The organism is Kribbella sp. NPDC050124 (assembly GCF_044460355.1).
In the GTDB taxonomy this organism is placed as follows: domain Bacteria; phylum Actinomycetota; class Actinomycetes; order Propionibacteriales; family Kribbellaceae; genus Kribbella.
This window is the reverse complement of the sequence record NZ_JBITJU010000003.1, coordinates 209937-229699: the sequence shown is the minus strand read 5'-3', so window position 1 is coordinate 229699 and position 19763 is coordinate 209937. Positions and strand designations below refer to the sequence as shown.

Here is a 19763-nt window from a genome sequence, read left to right as displayed (position 1 = left end):
ACCTGAACAACCTGTACGGCGGCCTGGCAGGGGCGGCTCGTGACGTCGATCCAGCCGTACCTCAAGGTCGCCTCCGACCGCAGTGTTGCCCGGTTGTCGCGGTCGAGATCACGCCACCGGCGAGCTGGGACGAGGTGGAGGCGGCCGTCGAGTTCGACCACCAGAGCGAACCCGCGGTAATAGACGTCGGTGAACTCGTCGCCCACCGCACGTTGCCTGACGCCGGTCGGCAGCCGGTGCCGGCGCTCGACATCGCGCAGGTAGCGGAGTTCGAGGAGCGAGTGGGACCCGGCGGCGACGTCGGCAAGGATCGGCCCAGTGATCCGCGATGGCGCAGGCGCGGACGATCGGCGAGCGCCTGCAGGATGTCCGCCGTACTGACCCGGCCGCTTTGGCACGCCTCGGCGATGAGCGCCGCCGACTGGTCCAGCGACGGCGTGATGCCGACGATGTCCAGTACGGCGTGCGCGGGTGTCCGCCGTAGTGGGACGACTCGGGCGAGACGGTCGGCCCAGTGCGCGTCCCGGTGGACGACGAGCGGGGGTCGCGGCACGACCCGGCGCCGCTCCGGAATCGTCAGGTAGATCAGACGGTTGCGGTCCGGCGCGATCAGGCCGAGCTGCTCCGCCGCGGTGTAGTGGCTCCACGCAGCGTCCGGCCCGGCGTAAAGCAGTGCCGCCAGCAACTGCTCGTCGTACCCGATCGGCCCGGTGTGTGTCGCGTACACACCAGGATGGACGGTCTGCCATCGCCTGCTGCGCAACGGTCGCCTGGTCTGGGCCGCGCTCCAGCCGGCTGTCCGCAGCTGGACTCGCGAGACGATGCGGCCTTGGTCGTGGATCAGTGCGTGCAGTCCACCGTCCGCGAGTTGCCGCTGCCACCACCACTCCATCCGCCCTACCCTGCCCGATCCACCCCAGCCTCGCAGACGCCCCTGTGGACAACCGGCTTTCCGGAAGAAAGGGGTCGCTCATTGACCACGTCCTTCCAGAGACTCCCGGGTCAGCCGGTGCCAAGTGCGTGGGCCTGACTTCAGTACGGCGTCTGTCGTGAGGTCGACCGTTATGGCGGGGTCGGCGACGCGGGTTCCGTTGATCGATACCGCGCCAGCCTGGACCAGGCGGCGGAGGGCGGAGTTGCTGTCCGTCGGGCGGGCGGCCTGTAGGAGTTCGAGGACCGTCGGTGTCAGCGCCGACACCACGACTTCCGGGATGTCCGTCGGCTGACGGCCCTCCGCGAACGTTCGGGTGAACGCCTCAAGCTCCGCCCGCGCTGCGCCGGCGCCGTGGTAGCGGGTGACGACGGCGGCGGCCATGCGGAGCTTGGCGTCGCGTGCCGCGGGGCCTCCGACGGCTGCGGCGGCGCCCAGACCGGCGACGGTGTCGAGGGGAAGCTCGGTGTATACGTGGGCGTAGCTCTCGACCAGCGAGTCCGGGATGCTCATCAGCTTGCCGAACTTGTCCCGCGGGCTGTCGGTGAGCGCGATGTAGTTGTTCAGCGACTTCGACTGCTTCGCTCGCCCGTCGATCCCCGGCGTGATCGTCGTCGTGATCACCACCTGCGGCGGCGCGCCCAGGCGGTGCTGAAAGTGCCGGCCGAGCTGCTCGTTGAACAGCTGGTCGGACCCCACGATCGTGAGGTCGCTGCGCATCGCGAAACTGTCGTACCCCTGCAGCACCGGGTACACCAGCTCGTGCACCGCGATCTCCCGCCCGGCGGCGACCCGCTCGCGGAACATGTCCCGCGCCATCAACTGTGCCTGGGTGACCTGGCCGAACAGGCTCAACAGCTCCGCCACCTGCATCCCGTCGTACCACTCGGAGTTCCGCCGGATCTCCAGCACCTCGGGGTCGGTGCGCAGTACGAGCGACACCTGCTCGAGGAACGACTGCGCGTTCGCCTCGATCTGCGCCGGGGTGAGCAGCGGACGGGCCTCGGAGCGGCCGGTCGGGTCACCGACTCGGGTAGTCAGGTCGCCGAGCAGGAACACGACCTGGTGGCCGAGGTCCTGCAGTTGCCGCATCATCCACAGGTTGACCGCGTGCCCGAGGTGCAGGTCGGGCGCGGTGCAGTCGACGCCGTACTTGATCCGCAGCGGCCGGCCGGACGCGAGCCGTTCGAGCAACTCACTCTCGCCGACGATGGTGTCGGTGGTACGGCGTAACCGCTCGACCACCATCTTGGGTTCGACCATGGGATTCCTCTCACAAGACAGGAGGCACCCCGCAGACCGCCTCCGGGCAACAAAAAAGACACAGGAACCGCGTTCCTGTGCCGGAGGCTCTGGGTGGAGCGAGGTGTGGGGACTACCGAATACCGGCCCCTCCCAGAGCCGGTCGATACGCCACACGTCGCTTGATCACGCGGACAGAGTAGCAAATGAGCTGTCGACTAGGCTCGTGGATTGTGATGGAGGAGCGGGTTGTGCTGCTGGACCAGGCCGGTCGGGCGATTGGGACCGAGACCAAGGCGACGGTCCATCATGCGGCGACCCCGTTGCACCTGGCGTTCTCAAGCTACGTGGTCGACGCGGCCGGCCGGGTGCTGATCACCCAACGCGCGTTGGACAAACCGACCTGGCCAGGCGTGTGGACGAACAGTTGCTGTGGGCACCCACTTCCGGGTGAGCCGGTGGCAGACGCGGTACGGCGCCGCCTCGTCGACGAGCTCGGGATCGTCGCGGACCAGGTCGACCTGGTGCTGCCGGAGTTCCGCTACCGCGCCGAGATGCCGACCGGCGTGGTCGAGAACGAGCTGTGTCCCGTCTACCGGGTCGCCTGGACCGGCGAACCCACGCCGAATCCGGCCGAAGTGGCGTCGTACCGGTGGGCCGACTGGCCGCTCGACCTCCCGGAGCTCTCCCCGTGGTGCGTCCTCCAACTCACCGAACTCCGCCGCCTCGGCCCCGACCCACTGACCTGGCCCACCGCCAACCCAGCCGACCTCCCACCGGCCGCGCAGCTATGAGCTGAGCTCGCGGAGGAGGTCGGGGCCGGGCCAGGCGTGGCGGTTGGTCTCGGCCTCGCGGATCAGCTCCACGAGTTTGGCGTTGACCGGAGCAGAGCGGCCGAGGGATTCGGCGAGGCGGACGACCTCGCCGTTCAGGTAGTCGATCTCGGTGGTGCGGCCGGCCTGGAGGTCCTCCCACATCGAGGTGCGGGCGAGCGGGTCGATGGCGAGCATCTTGGCCGCGAGGCGGCGGAACAGGAAGTCCGGCAGCCGGAGAATCATCGGGAAGCGGTGCATCGGCAGCGGCAGGAGCTTGGCCGGCTCGATGCCCGCGGCATCGAGGAGCCCGAGGGTTTCGGCCTGTGCCGCGGCCAGGCAGCGCCGGTACGAACGCTGCGACAGCTCGTCCCGCAACGGCAGGTCGGACAGCGCGTTGATCGGATTGTTCAAGTTCAGCAGGAGTTTCGCCCACTGCACCGGCAGGATGTCGTCGTGCTGCGTCAGCGGCAACCCCGCCCTGGCGAAGGCGTCCAGGTACGGCGCCAGCCCCGGGTGACGCTGGATGTCGAGAGCACCCTCCGTGCCCTGGTGGAAGACACCGCCACCCCGGTTCAGCACGTTGAACGGCACCATCCCGGTCACGACGACCTGATCGGTCAACCGCTCCCGCAGCAACTCCCCGTTGCGTACGCCGTTCTGGAAGCTGACGACCAACGCACCGGGCTTGAGCACCTCGGCCAGCTCGGCAGCCGCGCCCGCCGTCGCCGCCGACTTCACCGTCACCAGCACCAGATCCGCCTCGGCGGCAGCAGCAGGCGATGTCTCGTAGCGAACCGTCTCGACCCGCAGATCCGCCCCGAGATAGTCGGTCAGCCGCAGCCCATGCGTGGCCAGCTCGTCAGCCAGTCGCTGGCGGCCGACGAATGTCACCGGTGCCCCGGTCGCCGCCAACCGTCCGCCGACGTAGCACCCGATCCCACCGGCGCCGTACACCACGATCTTCATGACTCCACATCCAATCGGATCGCACCGCGATCGGGGAGTGCTCCGGTCCGGATCGGCCGCGTCGGGCTCGCGGAAGCCATCTAGACCGTCTTGGCCGGGAGCTCGACGACGAAGCGGGCTCCGCCGCCGGGGCGCTCGGTGACGTGGATGGTGCCGTGGTGCCACTGGACGTGCCGGGCGACGATGGCCAGCCCGAGGCCGACGCCGCGGCTGCGGTTGCTGGTCTCGCCGCGGCCGAAGCGTTCGAAGATCCGGTCCCGGTCGGCCGCCGGGATCCCGGGCCCGGCGTCGTCGACGGCGATGATCACGCCGAGGCCGCCGGCTTCGACGCTGACGCCCTTGCACCCGCCGGCGTGGTCCTCGGCGTTCTCGACCAGGTTGGCGATGACGCGCTCCAGCCGCCGTTTGTCCGCCTGCAGGGTCAGGCCCTCGGCCTCCGGGGCGACCGTGGTGACCTCCCGCCCCGCGGCCGCGTTCGCGGCGGCCCGGACGAGATCGGCGATCCGGACGATCTCCCGGCTGCCCCGGTCGCCACCGTCGTCCCGGGAGATCTCCAGCAGGTCGATCACCAGCCGGCGGAAGCGTTCGAGGTCGTCGCCGAGCAGTTCGACGGGTTCGCGGACGGCGGTCGGCAGCTCGGAGCGGTGGTTCTGGATCAGCTGCATCGAGTTCAGCATCGTCATCAGGGGCGTCCGCAGCTCATGGCTGACGTCCCCGGCGAACCGCGCATCCGCCGCCACCCGCCGCTCCAGGTCGGCGGCGGTCTGGTTGAACGACCGCGCCAGACCGCCCAGGTCCCGGTCGTCCTCGACCTCCAGGCGGGCGTCGAGCCGGCCGCGCGCCACCGCGTCCGCCACCCGGGTCAGCGCCGCCAGCGGGCGGAGCGCCAGCGTGCTCGCGAGCCGTCCGACCGCGAGCCCGATGAGCACGGTGACGATCGCCGCGACGATCAGCGTGAGCTTCAGCGTCCGCAGCGTGTTGTCCAGGTTGCTCAGCGGATGCCACTCGAAGAAGACCTCTCCCGGTCCTCGCAGCGGTACGCCGACGGCGAGCACCGGCTGACCACCCACGGTGATGCGGCGTTGCGACGTACTGCCGTTGCGGACCTCGGCGAGCAGGTCGGGAGGCAGGTCGGACGGCCGCCCGGTCAGGGAGTACCACTGGCCGTCGTAGTACACCATCGAGGAGGCGGAGTCGGTCGACGGCAAGCTGTTCAGCAGGTCGATCACGCTGACGTTCGGCTTGAGGGTCGCGGTGCCGCACTCGACATGCTCCCGGTCCGGGCGGCAGGCTTGCGGCGGGCCGAACAAGCCGTACTGGAAGGCCGCCGCGTTGTCGGACGTCTCCACCCGCGCGGACGACTCACGCTGCTGGGTGAGGTACTCCGAGACCACGGTCCAGGTGACGAGGGCGAGCACCGAGGACAGCCCGAGGGCGAGCAGGCCGTAGGCCAGCATCACCCGCCCACGCAGGCTGAGCCCGATCCGATGCCGCCCCCACCGCGCCAGCCGTCTCCGCACCGGTCAGCTCACCAGGCGGTAGCCCAGGCCGCGCGCGGTGACCAGATGGGTCGGGCTGGCCGGGTCGTGCTCGATCTTCAGCCGCAGCCGGCGGATGTGGACGTCCACGATCCGGCTGTCACCGAAGTACCCGTAGCCCCACACCTTCGACAGCAGCTGCTCCCGGCTCAGCACCTTGCCCTCGGCGCCGGCCAGCTCGGCGAGCAGCTTGAACTCGGTCCGGGTCAGCGCCAGCACGGTGTCGCCCCGCGTCACCTCGTACCCCAGCACGTCGATCCGCAGGTCCCCGACCACCAGCACCTCGGACTGCCGGGCGTTGGCCGGCTCCACCCGGCGCAGCAGCGCCCGGATCCGGGCCGACAGCTCCTTGGCCACCAGCGGCTTGGTGACGTAGTCGTCCGCGCCCGCCTCGAGCCCGGCGACCACGTCGTGGCTGTCGGTCCGCGCGGTCACCATGATCACCGGCACGTCGCTGGCCCGGCGGATCTCCCGGCAGACCGAGAAACCGTCGCGGTCGGGCAGCATCAGGTCCAGCAGCACCACGTCCGGCGGCTCCCGGCGCAGCGCGGCCATCGCGTCGTACCCGTTGGCGGCCTCGGCGATCTGGTAGCCCTCGTCCTCCAGCGCCAGCCGCAGGACCCGGCGGATCCGCGGCTCGTCGTCGACCAACAGCAAGCTGTGTGTCACCGGTCCAGTGTGACCCACCGAAGGCCCAACCGAGAGTGACGTCTGTCATGACTTCGTCATCTCGCCGCGGACCCCGGGTGACAAGCCTCTGACGGTTGTGTGACCGGCCTTCCGTACGGCGCCCGCCGTCCTAGCTTCGGCCGTATCGAGTCCCGGAGGAGGACCAATGGCAAGCGTGCTGAGTCGAACGTTCGTGCGCATCTCCGACGCCCAGGCAGGCACCTCGCGGCGTTGGAGAAGCCGCCACGATGAACCCCGCATCGAGGCGGCTCCTCCGCCTTGCGATGCACCTACCTGGACGCCGGAGCTGCGGCACGACCGTCCGACTCAGCACGCTCGAAGACGGCTGGCGGCAGTATCCCTTGCCGCCGTGGCGACGCTCGCGCTCGCCGCATGCAGCAGTGGTGGCGGATCACCGGCCGGATCCGGCAGTACCGCCGCCACACCGGTCACCGGCGGCACCCTGAACATGCTCGGGGCCGGCGATGTGGACTACATGGATCCGAACATCAGCTACTACTCGGTCGGCTACCTGAACCTGCGGATGTGGAGCCGCCAGCTGTTCACCTACCCGGCCGACCCGGGCGGCGCGAACACCAAGCCGGTGGCCGACCTGGCCACCGGGATCCCGACCAAGGACAACGGCGGGATCAGCGCGGACGGGAAGACGTACACGATCCACATCCGGTCCGGCGCGCAGTGGAACACGTCCCCGGCCCGGCAGGTGACCGCCGCCGACATGGTCCGTGGCGTGAAGCGGACCGCGAACCCGGTCCAGCCGTTCGGCGGCATCCCCGACTTCGCCAACCTGATCGTGGGCTACAAGGCGTTCGCGGACGGTTTCGCCAAGGTGGGCAAGACCCCGGCCGCGATCCAGGCGTACATCGACAAGACGCCGCTGCCCGGCGTGGTGGCCAAGGACCAGACCACGGTCGAGTTCCACCTCACCCAGCCGGCCACCTACTTCGTCGACATGCTGACGCTGCCGGCCTTCTCACCGGCCCCGGTCGAGGTGCTCAAGTACCTGCCGGCCAGCACCGAGCTCGGCAACAACTACCCGTCCGACGGCCCGTACAAGGTCGACTCGTGGGTGCCGACCAAGTCGATCACGTACTCGCGGAACCCGGCCTGGGACGCCTCCACCGACCCGGTCCGCAAGGCGTACGTCGACAAGATCGTGGTGAACGAGACCGTCACCCAGGACTCGGTGCAGCAGCAGCTGCAGACCGGTACGCCGACCGCCGACATGGAGTTCGACGTCGCGCCGCCGCCGTCACAGCTGCCCGCGCTGCAGGCCAAGAAGGACCCGAACCTGACCATCGGCGACACCGCGGGCTCGAACCCGTACGTCATCTACAACACCGTCTCGCCGAACAACAACAAGGCGCTGGAGAACCCGAAGGTCCGGCAGGCGATCAGCTACGCGATCAACCGCGACCACATCCTGCAGGTGCTCGGCGGCAAGACGCTGAACCCGCCGCTCACCCATGTGCTGCCGGACGTGATCACCGGGTCCAAGCAGATCGACCCGTACCCGTACGACCCTGACAAGGCCAAGCAGTTGCTCGCCGAGGCCGGGTACCCGCACCTGACGCTGAAGTTCCTCTACCGCAACGCGACCGAGGGCAGCAGCAAGACGTTCCAGACGATCCAGCAGGACCTCACCAAGGCCGGGATCACGGTCACCGGCGTACCGTCGCCGAACGCGGACTTCTACGTGAAGTACCTGCAGGTGCCGGACGTCGCGCGGCGCGGGGTCTGGGACCTGTCGCTGGCCGGCTGGGGCGCGGACTGGTACGGCAACGCGGCCCTGTCGTTCTTCAACCCGCTGTTCTCGGGTGAGCCGTCGTTCCCGCCGATCGGCAGCAACTTCGGCCTCTACAACGACCCGGAGACCAACGCGCTGATCCAGCAGGCGATCGCCGCACCGACGACCGACGCGGCCGCCGACCTGTGGGCCAAGGCCGACGCCCGGGTGATGGACCAGGCCGCGTTCTACCCGCTGACCAACAACAAGCAGGCGAACTACCACGCCGAGCAGGTGAACAACGCCGTCTACGTCCCCTCGATGCAGAACTACGACCCGACCAACGTATGGCTCTCCAAGGACAGGCAGGGCGGCTAACCTCATGGCCCTGCTTGAAGTAAGGGACCTCAAGGTCTCCTTCGACACCCCGGACGGCACCGTCCGTGCCGTTCGGGGTGTGTCGTTCGACGTCGAGGCCGGGCAGACGCTGGCGGTCGTCGGCGAGTCCGGCTCCGGCAAGAGCGTTGCCACCCAGACCATCACCGGCCTGACCAGGGGTGCTGAGGTCTCCGGTACGGCGTACTTCGACGGCACCGACCTGATCACGGCCGACCCGGCCACGCTGCGGCGGTTGCGCGGGGACCGGATCGGGATGATCTTCCAGGACCCGCTGTCCAGCCTGCACCCGCACTACCGGATCGGCTGGCAGATCGTGGAGATGATCCGCGCGCACGACCGGGTGATCGGCAAGGCGGCGGCCCGGCAACGGGCCGCCGACCTGCTCACGCTGGTCGGCATCCCGCGGGCCGCGGAGCGGATCGACGACTACCCGTACCAGTTCTCCGGCGGGATGCGGCAACGGGTGATGATCGCGATGGCGATGGCCCTCGACCCGGCGCTGCTGATCGCCGACGAGCCCACCACCGCCCTCGACGTGACCGTGCAGGCCCAGGTGCTGAACGTGATGCGGCGGCTCCAGGAGCAGTTCGGTACGGCGATCATCCTGATCACCCACGACCTCGGAGTCGTCGCGGAGATGGCCGACGACGTGGTCGTGATGTACGCCGGCTCGGTGATGGAACGGGCACCACGCCGCGACATCTTCTACCGCAACCATCACCCTTACACGCAAGGCCTGCTGGCCTCCCTGCCGGCCCGCTCCGGCGAGCGGCTGACACCGATCCCGGGCAGCCCGCCAAGCCTGATCAGCCTGCCCGCCGGCTGCCCGTTCGCGTCCCGCTGTCCGCACGTGTTCGACAAGTGCCGCGCGGAGACGCCGCCGCTGCTCGACGTCGGCGGCGACCCCCGGCACCAGTCGGCCTGCTGGCTACCTCACGACGTAAGCGAGGCGATCGCTTCATGAACGAGCGAAGCGAGTTCATCAAACAACACAGCACGCTCGGAGCCTCATCCGCGCCCGGAGCGAAGCGAGGACGTGGATGAGTACCGTACTGCTGACAGTGGAGAACGTCCGCAAGGAGTTCCCCACGCACTCGCGGGAGGTGGTCCGGGCGGTCGACGGGGTTTCCCTCGAAGTCCGCAAGGGCGAGACGCTCGGCCTGGTCGGCGAGACCGGCTGCGGCAAGTCGACCCTCGCCCGCTGCATGGCCCACCTGTACGACGTGACGTCCGGCTCGGTGTGGTTCGACGGGACGGAGATCAGCACGTTGTCCCGCAAGGCAATGCGTCCGGTGCGACGTGAGGTCCAGGTGATCTTCCAGGACCCGTACGGCTCGCTCAACCCGCGCCGCCGGGTCGGCTCGATCATCGGGGACCCGTTCAGCATCCACGGCATCGCGGCCGGCCCGGACCGGAAGAAGAAGGTCCAGGAGCTGATGGAGCTGGTCGGCCTGAACCCCGAGCACTACAACCGGTTCCCGGCCGAGTTCTCCGGCGGGCAGCGGCAGCGGATCGGGGTCGCCCGGGCGCTCGCGCTGCGGCCGAAGCTGGTGATCTGCGACGAGCCGGTGTCGGCGCTCGACGTCTCGATCCAGGCGCAGATCATCAACCTGCTGGCGGATCTGCAGCGCGAGTTCGACCTCACCTACGTGTTCATCTCGCACGACCTGTCCGTGGTCCGGCACGTCAGCGACCGGATCGCGGTCATGTACCTGGGCAAGATCGCGGAGATCGCGCCGACCGCCGACCTGTTCGCGCAGACCCGGCACCCGTACACGCGGGCGTTGCTGTCCGCGCTGCCGGTGGCGGATCCCGACACCGCCGACAGCCGCGAGCAGATCATCCTCGGCGGTGACATCCCGGCCGCGACGAACCCGCCGCCCGGCTGCCGGTTCCACACCCGGTGCCCGAAGGCGCGGGCCGACTGCGCGACGGGCGAGCCGCCGCTGGTCGCCGTACTGAACGATCCGTCCGACCATCAGACGGCGTGCATTCATCCCCTGGAGTTGGGCGAGGACCTGTCCACCGCCGTACCGGACCTGAAGGCCTCATGACTGTGCACATTGCCGGGCCTTCGGCGCCGGCGGGGTCATGGGGCTGGAACTCCCGGCCTTCCCTCGTCCCTCCGGTCGCTTCGCTCCCTCCACTCCTCAGTCCAGGCCGGGAGGCCCCATGACCACGGCATTGGAGTTGGTGGACACCTCGGTCGAGGCGCCGGCGATCGAGGGGCGCAGCCCGTTCGTGCTGGCGTTGCGGCGGTTGCGCCGGGACAAGGTGGCGATGGTCTCGCTCGGCGTGATCGTGCTGATCGTGCTGATGGCGATTTTCGCGCCGGTGTTCGCGCACGTCACCGGGCACCCGCCGAACGAGCAGTACCGCGACATCGGCCTGACCCCGGACGGGCTGCCGCGCGGGCCGAACGCGACGTTCTGGCTCGGCACCGACGACCTCGGCCGCGACATCCTGGTCCGGATCGCGTACGGCGCCCGCGTGTCGCTGCTCGTCGGCGTCATCGCGACCGCGATCACCGTCGCGATCGGCGTCGTACTAGGACTGGCTGCCGGATTCCTCGGGGGCATGGTCGACACCGTGCTGGCCCGGCTGATCGACGTCGTCCTGTCGGTGCCGTTCCTGCTGGTCGCGATCGCGCTGGTGTCGGTCACCGGGCCGAGCCTGACCGTGACCGTGCTGGTGATCGGGTTCTTCAGCTGGGCGTCGGTGGCCCGGATCGTGCGCGGCCAGGTGCTGTCGCTGCGCGAGCGGGAGTTCGTCGAGGCGGCGCGGTCGCTGGGTGCGGGTGACGTCCGGATCATGTTCGTCGACGTGCTGCCGAACGTGCTGGCGCCGGTGATCGTCTACACCACGCTGCTGATCCCGGTGGTGATCGTGACCCAGGCGACGTTGTCGTTCCTGGGGCTCGGGCTGCCGCCGCCGACCGCGGACTGGGGCGGGATGATCAGCGAGTCGCAGAACTACTACACGACCGCCTGGTGGTTCATCCTGTTCCCCGGTCTGGCGCTGCTGATCACGACACTGGCGTTCAACCTGTTCGGTGACGGCGTCCGGGACGCCTTCGACCCGCGAGCGGATCGGACCTAGGACATGGCACTGTTCCTGATTCGCCGGCTCGGCCACGGGATCCTCGTCCTCTGGCTGATCACGGTGGCGGTGTTCGCGTTGTTCTTCGTTGCCCCGAGCAACGTTGCGCAGACGCTCGCGGGACGGCAGGCGACGCCGGAGACGATCGCGCTGATCAAGCACCGGCTCGGGCTGGACCTGCCGGTGTGGAAGCAGTACCTGCACTTCGTCGAGAACGCGGCCCAGGGCAACCTCGGCTACGACTACTACCACCAGGTGCCGGTGACCACGATCATCGGGCAGGCGCTGCCGATCACGGTCTCGCTCGCGCTCGGAGCCGCCGTACTGTGGTTGCTGCTCGGGGTGTTCAACGGGGTGATCTCGGCAGTGCATCCGCGGTCGCTGGCCGATCGCGGGCTGACGCTGTTCTCGTTGTTCTTCTACTCGTTCCCGTCGTTCCTGCTCGGGTTGCTGCTGCTGTACTTCCTGTACTTCCGGCTCACGCTGGCCGGGTTCGACTGGTTCCCGGCCGGCGGCTACGCGACGTTGAGCGAGGGGATCGGGCCGTGGTTCCAGCACCTGTTCCTGCCGTGGATCGCACTGGCGCTGTTGCTGGCGGCCACCTACACCCGGCTGACCCGTGGCTCGATGCTCGACGTGCTGGGCGAGGACTACATCCGTACGGCGCGATCGAAAGGCCTCCGGGAGAGTCGCGTCATCGTCCGCCACGGCCTCCGGAGCGCGATGACCCCGGTGGTGACCCAGTTCGGCATCGACCTGGGCCAGCTGGTCGGCGGTGTCGTCGTCATCGAGACCGTCTTCAGCCTGCCCGGACTCGGCAAGACCGCGGTCACCGCCATCAACCAGCAGGACCTCCCGGTCATCATCGGCATCGTCCTGTTCGCCTCCGCCGCGGTCGTGGTGGCCAACCTGCTGGTCGACATCGCGTACGCCGTCCTCGACCCGAGAGTCCGGCTGCACTAAGGGCGTGTCTGACGGTCCATCGCCTACTGCGCGGCACTCGGCACGGCATCTCGCCGCACTGGAGCAAAGGCCACGATGAAACCACATCGAGGCCTTCACTCCAGCACGCCGAGCTACCGCACCGAGCACCTGCTCGCTACGGCGCTGGACCGTCAGACACGCCCTAAATCAGTTGGTGCCGCTCCGGGATCGACCTACTCTGGGCGCATGGCTACTTGCCTCTGTGTCTAGCTGCGGACCCGCTTCCACGCCAGAAGTGTGTCCACTAGCTTTCACGGAGAGTAACCATGATCACCGTCCGCGGTGTAGATGTTCGCGTCGGCGCCCACCTGCTGCTGTCCGACCTTTCCTTCCACGTCAGCCCCGGCGACCGCGTCGGACTGGTCGGCCGTAACGGAGCCGGCAAGACCACCCTGATGAAGACCCTGGCCGGCGAGGACCGTCCGGCCGCTGGGTCCGTCAGCGTGACCGGCTCCGTCGGGTACCTGCCGCAGGACCCGCGGGCCGCCGACCCGGCCCTCACGGTCACCGACCGGATCCTGTCCGCCCGCGGGCTGGACGTCGCCGTCCGCGACCTGCGCAAGGCCGAGGCGGCGATGAGCACCGCCACCGGCGACGCGCAGGAGCGGGCGATGGCGGCGTACGCCCGGGCCGAGACGCGGTTCCAGGCGGGCGGCGGCTACGCGGCCGAGGCGGAGGCGGCTCGGCTCGCGGCCGGCGTCGGCCTGCCCAACCGCGCGCTCGAGCAGCCGGTCGGCGAGTTGTCCGGCGGACAGCGGCGCCGGGTCGAGCTGGCCCGGATCCTGTTCGCGCAGCACGACACGCTGCTGCTCGACGAGCCGACCAACCACCTGGACGCGGACTCGGTGCTGTGGCTGCGTCAGTTCCTGCTCGGCTACCCGGGCGGGCTGATGGTGATCAGCCACGACCGTGAGTTGCTGGCGGCAACGGTCAACCGGGTGTTCCACCTGGATCCGCAGCGGACCACGATCGACGTCCACAACACCGGCTGGGCGAAGTACCTCGACCAGCTCGAGCTCGACGAGCGTCGCCGTACCCGGGAACGGGCCACGGCGGAGCGGAAGGCGGCGGTGCTGCACGCCCAGGCGGCGAAGATGCAGGCGGGCGCCACCACGGCCGTTGCCGCGCGCAACATGGCGCGGCGGGCGGACAAGCTGCTCTCCGACCTCGAGCCGGTACGGCGTGCCGCCCGGGTGGCCCGGATCCGCCTGCCGGAGCCGGCGCCGTCCGGGAAGACCCCGCTCAGCGCCACCGGTCTGCGGAAGGCGTACGGCGGCCTGCAGGTGCTCGACGGCGTCGACCTGGCCGTGGACCGGGGGAGTCGCGTGGTCGTGCTCGGGCTGAACGGCGCGGGCAAGACCACCCTGCTCCGGCTGCTCGGCGGTCGCGAGGAGCCGGACGGCGGGCGGGTCGTGCACGGTCACGGGCTGCGGCTCGGGTACTTCGCCCAGGAGCACGACACCCTGGACCTGGCCGGGACAGTCCGGCAGAACCTGGCGTCGGTCGCGCCCGGTCTGACCGACGGCGAGGTCCGGAACGTGCTCGGCTCGTTCCTGTTCAGCGGTGACGACGCGGAGAAGCCGGCGCACGTGCTGTCCGGCGGCGAGAAGACCCGCCTGGCGCTCGCCGGGCTGGTCCACTCCGGCGCCAACGTGCTGCTGCTGGACGAGCCGACCAACAACCTGGACCCCGCGTCCCGCGACGAGGTGCTCGGCGCGGTCGGCAGCTACCCGGGCGCGATCGTCATGGTCACCCACGACGAAGGCGCCATCGAGGCCCTCCGCCCCGACCGGGTGCTGATCCTCCCGGACGCCACCGAGGACCTCTGGACCAACGACTACCTCGACCTCGTCTCCCTCGCCTAACCGTCCCCTCGCCGATCGTCCCCTCGCCGTACCGTCCCCTCGCCGTACCGTCCCCTCCGGTTGGCTGACCCACCTCTGGGTGGGTTGGCCACCGGGAATCCGGTTGGCTGACCCACACTCTGGTGGGTCAGCCAACCAAAGGGGGGCGGCGGGTCAGCTGAGGCGTTCCTGCAGGTGGACGGTGATTTCGTCGCCGGGCTGCTTGCCGATCAGGTCGCGCAGCGTGCCCTTCACGGGGAGTTTGTGGGTGCCGTCGCCGAGCGCCATGAACGAGCTCTCGAACGGGTGGCCGTCCATGGTGCCGCGGACCTTCACCAGTCCGCGGGTGCCGAAGTACTCGGCCGACCCCGGCATCTGCACGAAGGTCCAGCCGCCCTTCGCGTCGCTCTTCTGCAGCGGCGCGGTGAACGTCTTGTCCAGCTTTCCGGTCTTCTTGGTCACGGTGAGTTCCTCTCTGGGGTGCCTTCACCCACTAGGTAGAGACCGAATCCCGGTTTTCGACATTGAGTGTCCCGCGTCGGGTGGCGCTTGGCGCTTGCGGCGCCCAGGCACGCACCTCGCGGCACTTGCCCAGCGCCCACGATGCTCCGCATCGAGGCCACTGCTCAAGCACCGCGATGCACGCACCTGAACACCGCAATCACTCAAGCGACACCCGACGCGGGACACTATTGTTGATCGGTGATCACGATCCGCCCGGCGGGGCGCTCCGCCGTACCCGACGTACTGGCGTTGCTGGACGGCGCGACCGAGTGGCTGGTGGCTCAGGGGCGGACGGACCAGTGGGGCACCGAGCCGCACTCGACGAACCCGCGGCGGATCGCGCAGATCACCGGGTTCGCCGACGACGGTGGGCTGTGGGTGGCCGAGGACGACGGGCGGGTCGTCGGTGCGCTGGCTGTGGGTGACGCGATGCCATACGTGCCGCCCGCGGAGGAGCCGGAGCTGTACGTGCGCCTGCTCGTGACGGACCGGGCATCCGCCGGCCTGGGCATCGGCACGACGTTGCTCGACCACGCCCGCAAGCTGGCGCGAGACGCCGGAGTCGGGATGCTCCGGGTGGACTGCTTCGCGGGTGGCGATGGGGCGCTGGTCCGGTACTACGAGAAGCAGGGGTTCACGCGGATGGTCGAGTTCGCCGTACCGGTCAATGACTCGGAATGGCCGGGTCAGGTCCTCTTCCAGCGGCTGTGATCGACCGGTGCACGGTGCCGTGCGCGTCGCTGCAGTGCGCGTCCACCTCGTCGCCGGTAGCGTGATCGACCTGCAGGGTGGAGTGCGTCAGGTGGTGACGCTCGGCCAGTAGCGCCTCGATCTGGACGCGGATCTGGTGGCAGTCGAGGCCTTCCGCGACCAGGATGTGGGCGGAGGCGGCCGGTTCGCCGGAGGTGATCTCCCAGACGTGCAGGTCGTGCACCTCGACGACCCCGTCGACGGCGCAGAGCTCGGCGCCGAGGGCCTGCGGGTCCAGGCCGGCGGGCGCGGCCTCGAGGAAGATCCGGCCGGAGTCGCGGACCAGCGAGATGCCGGCCTTCAGCATCAGCGCGGCCACGACCAGCGCGGCGATCGCGTCGGCGCGGGCGAACCCGGTCACCAGGACGATCAGACCGGCGATCGCGGTCGCGATGAACGCGAACAGGTCGTTCAGGATGTGCTGGTAGGCGCCCTCGACGTTCAGGCTGCTGCGGTTCGCCTTGCTGATCATCCAGGTGGCGATCAGGTTCACCACGATGCCGACCACACCGGTGATCAGCACCAGCGCGCCCTTGACCTCGGGCGGGTCGATCATCCGGTGGATCGCCTCGTAGACGAAGTACACCGCGAGCAGCAGCAGCGTGATGCCGTTGGCCTGCGCGGACAGGATCTCGACCCGCTTGAGCCCGAACGTGAACCCGCCGGCCGGTGGCCGGGCGGCCAGCCGGATTGCGATCAGGGCCAGCACGATCGCGATCGCGTCGGTCAGCATGTGGGCCGCGTCGGTGATCAGCGCCAGCGAGCCGGCCGCGATACCGACGACCACCTCGGCGGCCATGAAGCCGACGATCAGCGCGAGCGCACCGCTCAGCAGCTTCCGGTCCGCGTCGGCGCTGACTCCGTGGCCGTGCCCGTGACCGTGTTCCTCGCTCATGCGTCGGACCTTTCGGGGTGGCCATGCCGTTCGGGATGCATGGCGTCGGTGTGCTCGGTGTGCGCGACGGCGAGGTCGACGAGCATCCGGACGTGCGCGTCGTCCAGGCGGTAGTAGGCCATCCGGCCGTCCCGCCGTACGGCGACCACCCGGTGTGCCCGCAGCAGCCGGAGGGCATGGGAGGTCGCGGACTCACTCATCCCGGTGACGGCAGCGAGGTCGCAGACGCACAGCTCGCCGTCGAGCAGTGCGACCAGCAACTTCAGCCGGCGTGGATCCCCGAGCAGGCTGAACACGTCAGCCGTGTCGACCACATCCGCCTCGGCAGGCATCCTGGCGTTGACGCTGGCCACCCGCTCCGGATCCACGAGCCGGACGTTGCACGCATCCACACTCTGCACATCTGCAGAACTCTTCATACGTCGAGGCTAAAGCATGATCCCGCGACACGCCAAGAACCCGGGCACAATCGGCTGGTGACCGACTACCCACAGGTGTCGACCGACGAGCGCTCGATGCTGGAACAGTTCCTCGACTTCCACCGCGCGGCCGTGCTCCGGACGCTGGACGGCGTGCCCGACTCACTGGTTGGTCAGCGGGTGCTGCCGGCGACGGAGTTGACCGTCGGCGGCATCGTGAAGCACCTGGCCGCGATGGAGGACCTCTGGTTCAGCCACAAGCTGCTCGACGCACCGAGTGCGGAGCCGTGGCGCTCCGCGCCGTTCGACGAGGACCCGGACTGGGAGTTTCACTCGGCGGCGGGCGACTCGGTCGGCGTACTGCGGGAGTTGTACGTCGCGGCGTGTGCGGCCAGTCGGCGGATCACCGCGGGGATCGACTCACTGGATGCGCTCGCGGCTCGGGCCTCGTTCGGGGAACAGTTGGTCAGTCTGAGGTGGATCTACCTGCACATGATCGAGGAGACCGCGCAGCACCGCGGTCACCTCGATCTGCTGCTGGACGCTCTGCGTCAGGATTCGTTGCGGTAGTAGGGGTGCGTGACCGGGGCCACATCGCACTCTGAGACGATCGTCACGGCCGGTCATGTCCTGAGTAAGGACTGTGTGAAGAATCAGTGCTGACCCTCCGCCCGAGTGTGGATCACCCGGCGCCGGACCGTAAGTTCGAACGCGGGTGGTCAGTCGAGGTCAGGAGTGAACGAAGTGCAACGGGGCTCACGGGGCGTGCCGTCGGCATGCCCACACTTGTCGGCGCCGGGATCGTCGTGACGACGCTGAACAAGATTCTTGCCATCGCCGGAGTGGTCGTCACTCTCGGCGGGGTGGCGCTCGGCTTCCGGTCGGTCTCGGCCGGTGGCACGGTCTGCGGTTCCGCCTTCCAGCCCGCCGCCGGCATCACCCCCATGGCCTGCGACAACGCCCTCAACAGCTCCGGCACGCTGGTCACGGTCGTGATCAGCGCGGGCGTGCTCTGCCTGATCGCCGCAGCCGCCGTGAAGGTCGTCCGGGACAAGGTCAGCGCCTGAGCATCGAACCGTTCCGGCTGGACGTGCCGGACAGTGACCTCGCCGACCTGCGGGCCCGCCTCGACCTGACCCGCTGGCCGGACGAGCTCCCCGATGTCGGGTGGGCGTACGGCGTACCCAAGTCGTATCTCCAGGACCTGGTCGACTACTGGCGTCACGACTACGACTGGCGCCAGGCGGAGCAGCGCCTCAACGACTGGCCGCAGTACACGACCACCATCGACGGCGCGACCGTCCACTTCGCCCACCTCCGTTCGCCCGAGCCGGACGCAACGCCACTCCTCCTCACCCACGGCTGGCCCGGCTCCCTCGTCGAGTTCACCCACGTCGCCGGACCGCTGTCCGACCCCCGCACGTACGGCGGTGACCTGGCCGACACCTTCCACCTGGTGATCCCGAGCATCCCCGGATTCCCGTTGTCCGGGCCGACCCGCGACACCGGCTGGGAGCTGCTCCGCATCGCCGAAGCCTGGTCGGTGCTGATGACCCGCCTGGGCTACCAGCGGTACGGCGTCCAAGGTGGCGACTGGGGTGGCGGCATCTCACGGGAGCTCGGGCGGATCCACCCCGAGCAGGTGATCGGCGTACACCTCAACCTCATCCCCGGCGCGGGCGCGACCACCGAGCCGACACCGGAGGAACTCGAGCCACTCGCCCCCGCAGAACGCGAACGCACTTGGGCCTCCTGGCGGCGATACCAGGAGTGGGCGAAGGACAAGCAGGGGTACGCCGACCTGCAGACGACGCGACCGCAGACGCTGGCCTACGCACTCACCGACTCACCGGTCGGGCAGCTGGCCTGGATCGCGGAGAAGTTCGCGGAGTGGTCCGACCCGGCGAGCACCGTCGACCGCGACCTGCTGCTCACCAACGTGATGCTCTACTGGCTCACCCGTACGGCGGGATCCGCGGGGCGCATCTATTACGAGCGCGCGCACGCGCCGTACTGGGGGCAGCCGCCGGAGCCGTCCGCCACCCCGACCGCGTTGCTGGATCTCGCGCACGACAACTTCATCCCGCTGCGCCACATCGCGGACCGGACGAACAACATCGTCCGCTGGACCAGCCATCCGCACGGCGGTCACTTCGCCGCACTCGAACAGCCCGAGATCCTGGTCGACGACATCCGGGCGTTCTTCCGCAGCCTGAGCTGATGGCGGTGCGCCGGCATGCGCCAGGTTATTGCCGGCGCACCTGCTCGGTCGGCAGACCCTTCCAGTACCCGCGGCGCAAACCCTCAATCACGCGCGAACTATCGTGGCTGCCATGAGTTTTACCGGCTTCCCGGCGGCGGCGCTGGACTTCTACGACGACCTCGAGATGGACAACACCAAGACGTTCTGGACGGCGCACAAGCACGTCTACGAGGAGTCGGTCCGCGCTCCGATGGCGGCGCTGCTGGCCGAGCTCGAGGAGGAGTTCGGGACCGCGAAGCTCTTCCGGCCGTACCGCGACGTGCGGTTCGCCAAGGACAAGACGCCGTACAAGACGCACCAGGGCGCGTTCATCGACGTCGCGCCGGCGACTGGGTGGTACGTGCAGGTCTCGGCGCCCGGGGTGCGGGTCGCGGCCGGGTTCTACGAGGCGAGCTCGGAGCGGCTCGGGCGGGTCCGGACGGCGATCGACGACGACCGGCGCGGCAAGCAGCTCGAACGGTTGCTGGCCGACCTGACCGGCGCCGGCTGGGAGGTCGGCGGCGACAAGTTGAAGACGAGCCCGCGCGGGTACGACGCGGACCATCCGCGGATCGACCTGCTCCGGCACAAGTCGCTGACGGTCGGGAAGTCCTACGGCTTCGAACCGGTGATCCACACTCCGGAGCTGGCCGAGTTGGTGCGCGCCGACTGGCGGGCGACCAAGCCGCTGATCACCTGGCTGACCGACAACAGCTGAA

General features: G+C 69.3%; 20 protein-coding genes. 12 read left to right on the top strand and 8 right to left on the bottom strand.

Going from position 1 to position 19763, the window contains the following annotated elements:
• Positions 1-61: 61 nt before the first annotated feature.
• Both ACIBL3_RS10825 and tyrS read right to left on the bottom strand, forming a co-directional pair.
• On the bottom strand, positions 62-892 hold the full coding sequence (locus tag ACIBL3_RS10825; RefSeq protein ID WP_396353076.1) for a hypothetical protein: 831 nt from the start codon (positions 890-892) through the stop codon (positions 62-64).
• 78 nt (positions 893-970) lie between these two features.
• The gene (gene tyrS, locus ACIBL3_RS10820; protein WP_396353075.1) at positions 971-2194 is read right to left on the bottom strand and encodes a tyrosine--tRNA ligase; all 1224 of its coding nucleotides are present in this window, start codon (positions 2192-2194) and stop codon (positions 971-973) included.
• A 215-nt stretch (positions 2195-2409) separates the two neighbouring features.
• Between tyrS and idi the strand changes: the two genes are divergently transcribed.
• Positions 2410-2967 (top strand): isopentenyl-diphosphate Delta-isomerase, encoded by a 558-nt coding sequence (idi, locus tag ACIBL3_RS10815; protein ID WP_396353074.1) that lies wholly within the window; start codon positions 2410-2412, stop codon positions 2965-2967.
• On the opposite strand, the gene ACIBL3_RS10810 is transcribed toward idi, so the two are convergent.
• From ACIBL3_RS10810 to ACIBL3_RS10800, 3 genes are all read right to left on the bottom strand, one after another.
• Positions 2962-3954, bottom strand: coding sequence for a 2-dehydropantoate 2-reductase (locus ACIBL3_RS10810; protein WP_396353073.1), 993 nt, complete (start codon positions 3952-3954; stop codon positions 2962-2964). The genes idi and ACIBL3_RS10810 overlap by 6 nt on opposite strands.
• A gap of 80 nt (positions 3955-4034) precedes the next feature.
• A complete protein-coding gene (locus ACIBL3_RS10805; RefSeq protein WP_396353072.1) occupies positions 4035-5474 on the bottom strand; it encodes an ATP-binding protein in 1440 nt (479 codons plus the stop codon).
• Positions 5475-5477: 3 nt separating this feature from the next.
• Positions 5478-6161, bottom strand: a complete 684-nt coding sequence (locus ACIBL3_RS10800; protein WP_396353071.1) for a response regulator — start codon at positions 6159-6161, stop codon at positions 5478-5480.
• A 370-nt stretch (positions 6162-6531) separates the two neighbouring features.
• Here ACIBL3_RS10800 and ACIBL3_RS10795 point away from each other — a divergent pair, with 370 nt between their 5' ends.
• From ACIBL3_RS10795 to ACIBL3_RS10770, 6 genes are all read left to right on the top strand, one after another.
• Entirely contained in the window at positions 6532-8286 is a 1755-nt protein-coding gene (locus ACIBL3_RS10795) for an ABC transporter substrate-binding protein (protein WP_396353070.1), read from the top strand.
• 4 nt (positions 8287-8290) lie between these two features.
• Positions 8291-9271, top strand: a complete 981-nt coding sequence (locus tag ACIBL3_RS10790) for an ABC transporter ATP-binding protein (protein WP_396353069.1) — start codon at positions 8291-8293, stop codon at positions 9269-9271.
• Between the two features lie 76 nt (positions 9272-9347).
• Entirely contained in the window at positions 9348-10361 is a 1014-nt protein-coding gene (locus tag ACIBL3_RS10785; protein ID WP_396353068.1) for an ABC transporter ATP-binding protein, read from the top strand.
• A 118-nt stretch (positions 10362-10479) separates the two neighbouring features.
• Positions 10480-11406, top strand: coding sequence for an ABC transporter permease (locus tag ACIBL3_RS10780; RefSeq protein ID WP_396353067.1), 927 nt, complete (start codon positions 10480-10482; stop codon positions 11404-11406).
• A gap of 3 nt (positions 11407-11409) precedes the next feature.
• A complete protein-coding gene (locus tag ACIBL3_RS10775) occupies positions 11410-12369 on the top strand; it encodes an ABC transporter permease (RefSeq protein ID WP_396353066.1) in 960 nt (319 codons plus the stop codon).
• A gap of 287 nt (positions 12370-12656) precedes the next feature.
• A complete protein-coding gene (locus ACIBL3_RS10770) occupies positions 12657-14255 on the top strand; it encodes an ABC-F family ATP-binding cassette domain-containing protein (RefSeq protein ID WP_396353065.1) in 1599 nt (532 codons plus the stop codon).
• Between the two features lie 153 nt (positions 14256-14408).
• On the opposite strand, the gene ACIBL3_RS10765 is transcribed toward ACIBL3_RS10770, so the two are convergent.
• Positions 14409-14696, bottom strand: coding sequence for a DUF1905 domain-containing protein (locus ACIBL3_RS10765; protein WP_396353064.1), 288 nt, complete (start codon positions 14694-14696; stop codon positions 14409-14411).
• A 240-nt stretch (positions 14697-14936) separates the two neighbouring features.
• On the opposite strand from ACIBL3_RS10765, the gene ACIBL3_RS10760 reads away from it, so the two are divergent.
• Positions 14937-15449, top strand: coding sequence for a GNAT family N-acetyltransferase (locus ACIBL3_RS10760; RefSeq protein ID WP_396353063.1), 513 nt, complete (start codon positions 14937-14939; stop codon positions 15447-15449).
• Here ACIBL3_RS10760 and ACIBL3_RS10755 read toward each other — a convergent pair.
• A complete protein-coding gene (locus ACIBL3_RS10755; protein ID WP_396353062.1) occupies positions 15403-16383 on the bottom strand; it encodes a cation diffusion facilitator family transporter in 981 nt (326 codons plus the stop codon). The genes ACIBL3_RS10760 and ACIBL3_RS10755 overlap by 47 nt on opposite strands.
• Positions 16380-16802 carry an ArsR/SmtB family transcription factor gene (locus tag ACIBL3_RS10750; RefSeq protein ID WP_396353061.1) on the bottom strand — a complete coding sequence of 141 codons (423 nt, stop codon included), beginning with the start codon at positions 16800-16802 and terminating at the stop codon, positions 16380-16382. The genes ACIBL3_RS10755 and ACIBL3_RS10750 overlap by 4 nt, the downstream gene beginning before the upstream one ends.
• A 57-nt stretch (positions 16803-16859) precedes the next feature.
• Here ACIBL3_RS10750 and ACIBL3_RS10745 point away from each other — a divergent pair, with 57 nt between their 5' ends.
• The 4 genes from ACIBL3_RS10745 (at position 16860) to ACIBL3_RS10730 (ending at position 19762) form a co-directional block, all read left to right on the top strand.
• Positions 16860-17372: a DinB family protein gene (locus tag ACIBL3_RS10745; RefSeq protein ID WP_396353060.1), complete on the top strand. Its 513-nt coding sequence runs from the start codon at positions 16860-16862 to the stop codon at positions 17370-17372.
• A 206-nt stretch (positions 17373-17578) separates the two neighbouring features.
• On the top strand, positions 17579-17869 hold the full coding sequence (locus ACIBL3_RS10740; RefSeq protein ID WP_396353059.1) for a hypothetical protein: 291 nt from the start codon (positions 17579-17581) through the stop codon (positions 17867-17869).
• A complete protein-coding gene (locus ACIBL3_RS10735) occupies positions 17815-19023 on the top strand; it encodes an epoxide hydrolase family protein (protein WP_396353358.1) in 1209 nt (402 codons plus the stop codon). Before ACIBL3_RS10740 ends, ACIBL3_RS10735 begins: the two co-directional genes overlap by 55 nt.
• 112 nt (positions 19024-19135) lie before the next feature.
• On the top strand, positions 19136-19762 hold the full coding sequence (locus ACIBL3_RS10730) for a DUF2461 domain-containing protein (RefSeq protein ID WP_396353058.1): 627 nt from the start codon (positions 19136-19138) through the stop codon (positions 19760-19762).
• Position 19763: the final 1 nt, after the last annotated feature.

Excerpts from the sequence above, each read along its gene's own strand:
- ACIBL3_RS10825 (WP_396353076.1), bottom strand. The coding sequence starts at position 892 with ATGGAGTGGTGGTGGCAGCGGCAACTCGCGGACGGTGGACTGCACGCA.
- tyrS (WP_396353075.1), bottom strand. The coding sequence starts at position 2,194 with ATGGTCGAACCCAAGATGGTGGTCGAGCGGTTACGCCGTACCACCGAC.
- idi (WP_396353074.1), top strand. The coding sequence starts at position 2,410 with ATGGAGGAGCGGGTTGTGCTGCTGGACCAGGCCGGTCGGGCGATTGGG.
- ACIBL3_RS10810 (WP_396353073.1), bottom strand. The coding sequence starts at position 3,954 with ATGAAGATCGTGGTGTACGGCGCCGGTGGGATCGGGTGCTACGTCGGC.
- ACIBL3_RS10790 (WP_396353069.1), top strand. The coding sequence starts at position 8,291 with ATGGCCCTGCTTGAAGTAAGGGACCTCAAGGTCTCCTTCGACACCCCG.
- ACIBL3_RS10785 (WP_396353068.1), top strand. The coding sequence starts at position 9,348 with ATGAGTACCGTACTGCTGACAGTGGAGAACGTCCGCAAGGAGTTCCCC.
- ACIBL3_RS10780 (WP_396353067.1), top strand. The coding sequence starts at position 10,480 with ATGACCACGGCATTGGAGTTGGTGGACACCTCGGTCGAGGCGCCGGCG.
- ACIBL3_RS10775 (WP_396353066.1), top strand. The coding sequence starts at position 11,410 with ATGGCACTGTTCCTGATTCGCCGGCTCGGCCACGGGATCCTCGTCCTC.
- ACIBL3_RS10770 (WP_396353065.1), top strand. The coding sequence starts at position 12,657 with ATGATCACCGTCCGCGGTGTAGATGTTCGCGTCGGCGCCCACCTGCTG.
- ACIBL3_RS10755 (WP_396353062.1), bottom strand. The coding sequence starts at position 16,383 with ATGAGCGAGGAACACGGTCACGGGCACGGCCACGGAGTCAGCGCCGAC.
- ACIBL3_RS10750 (WP_396353061.1), bottom strand. The coding sequence starts at position 16,802 with ATGAAGAGTTCTGCAGATGTGCAGAGTGTGGATGCGTGCAACGTCCGG.
- ACIBL3_RS10740 (WP_396353059.1), top strand. The coding sequence starts at position 17,579 with ATGCCCACACTTGTCGGCGCCGGGATCGTCGTGACGACGCTGAACAAG.
- ACIBL3_RS10730 (WP_396353058.1), top strand. The coding sequence starts at position 19,136 with ATGAGTTTTACCGGCTTCCCGGCGGCGGCGCTGGACTTCTACGACGAC.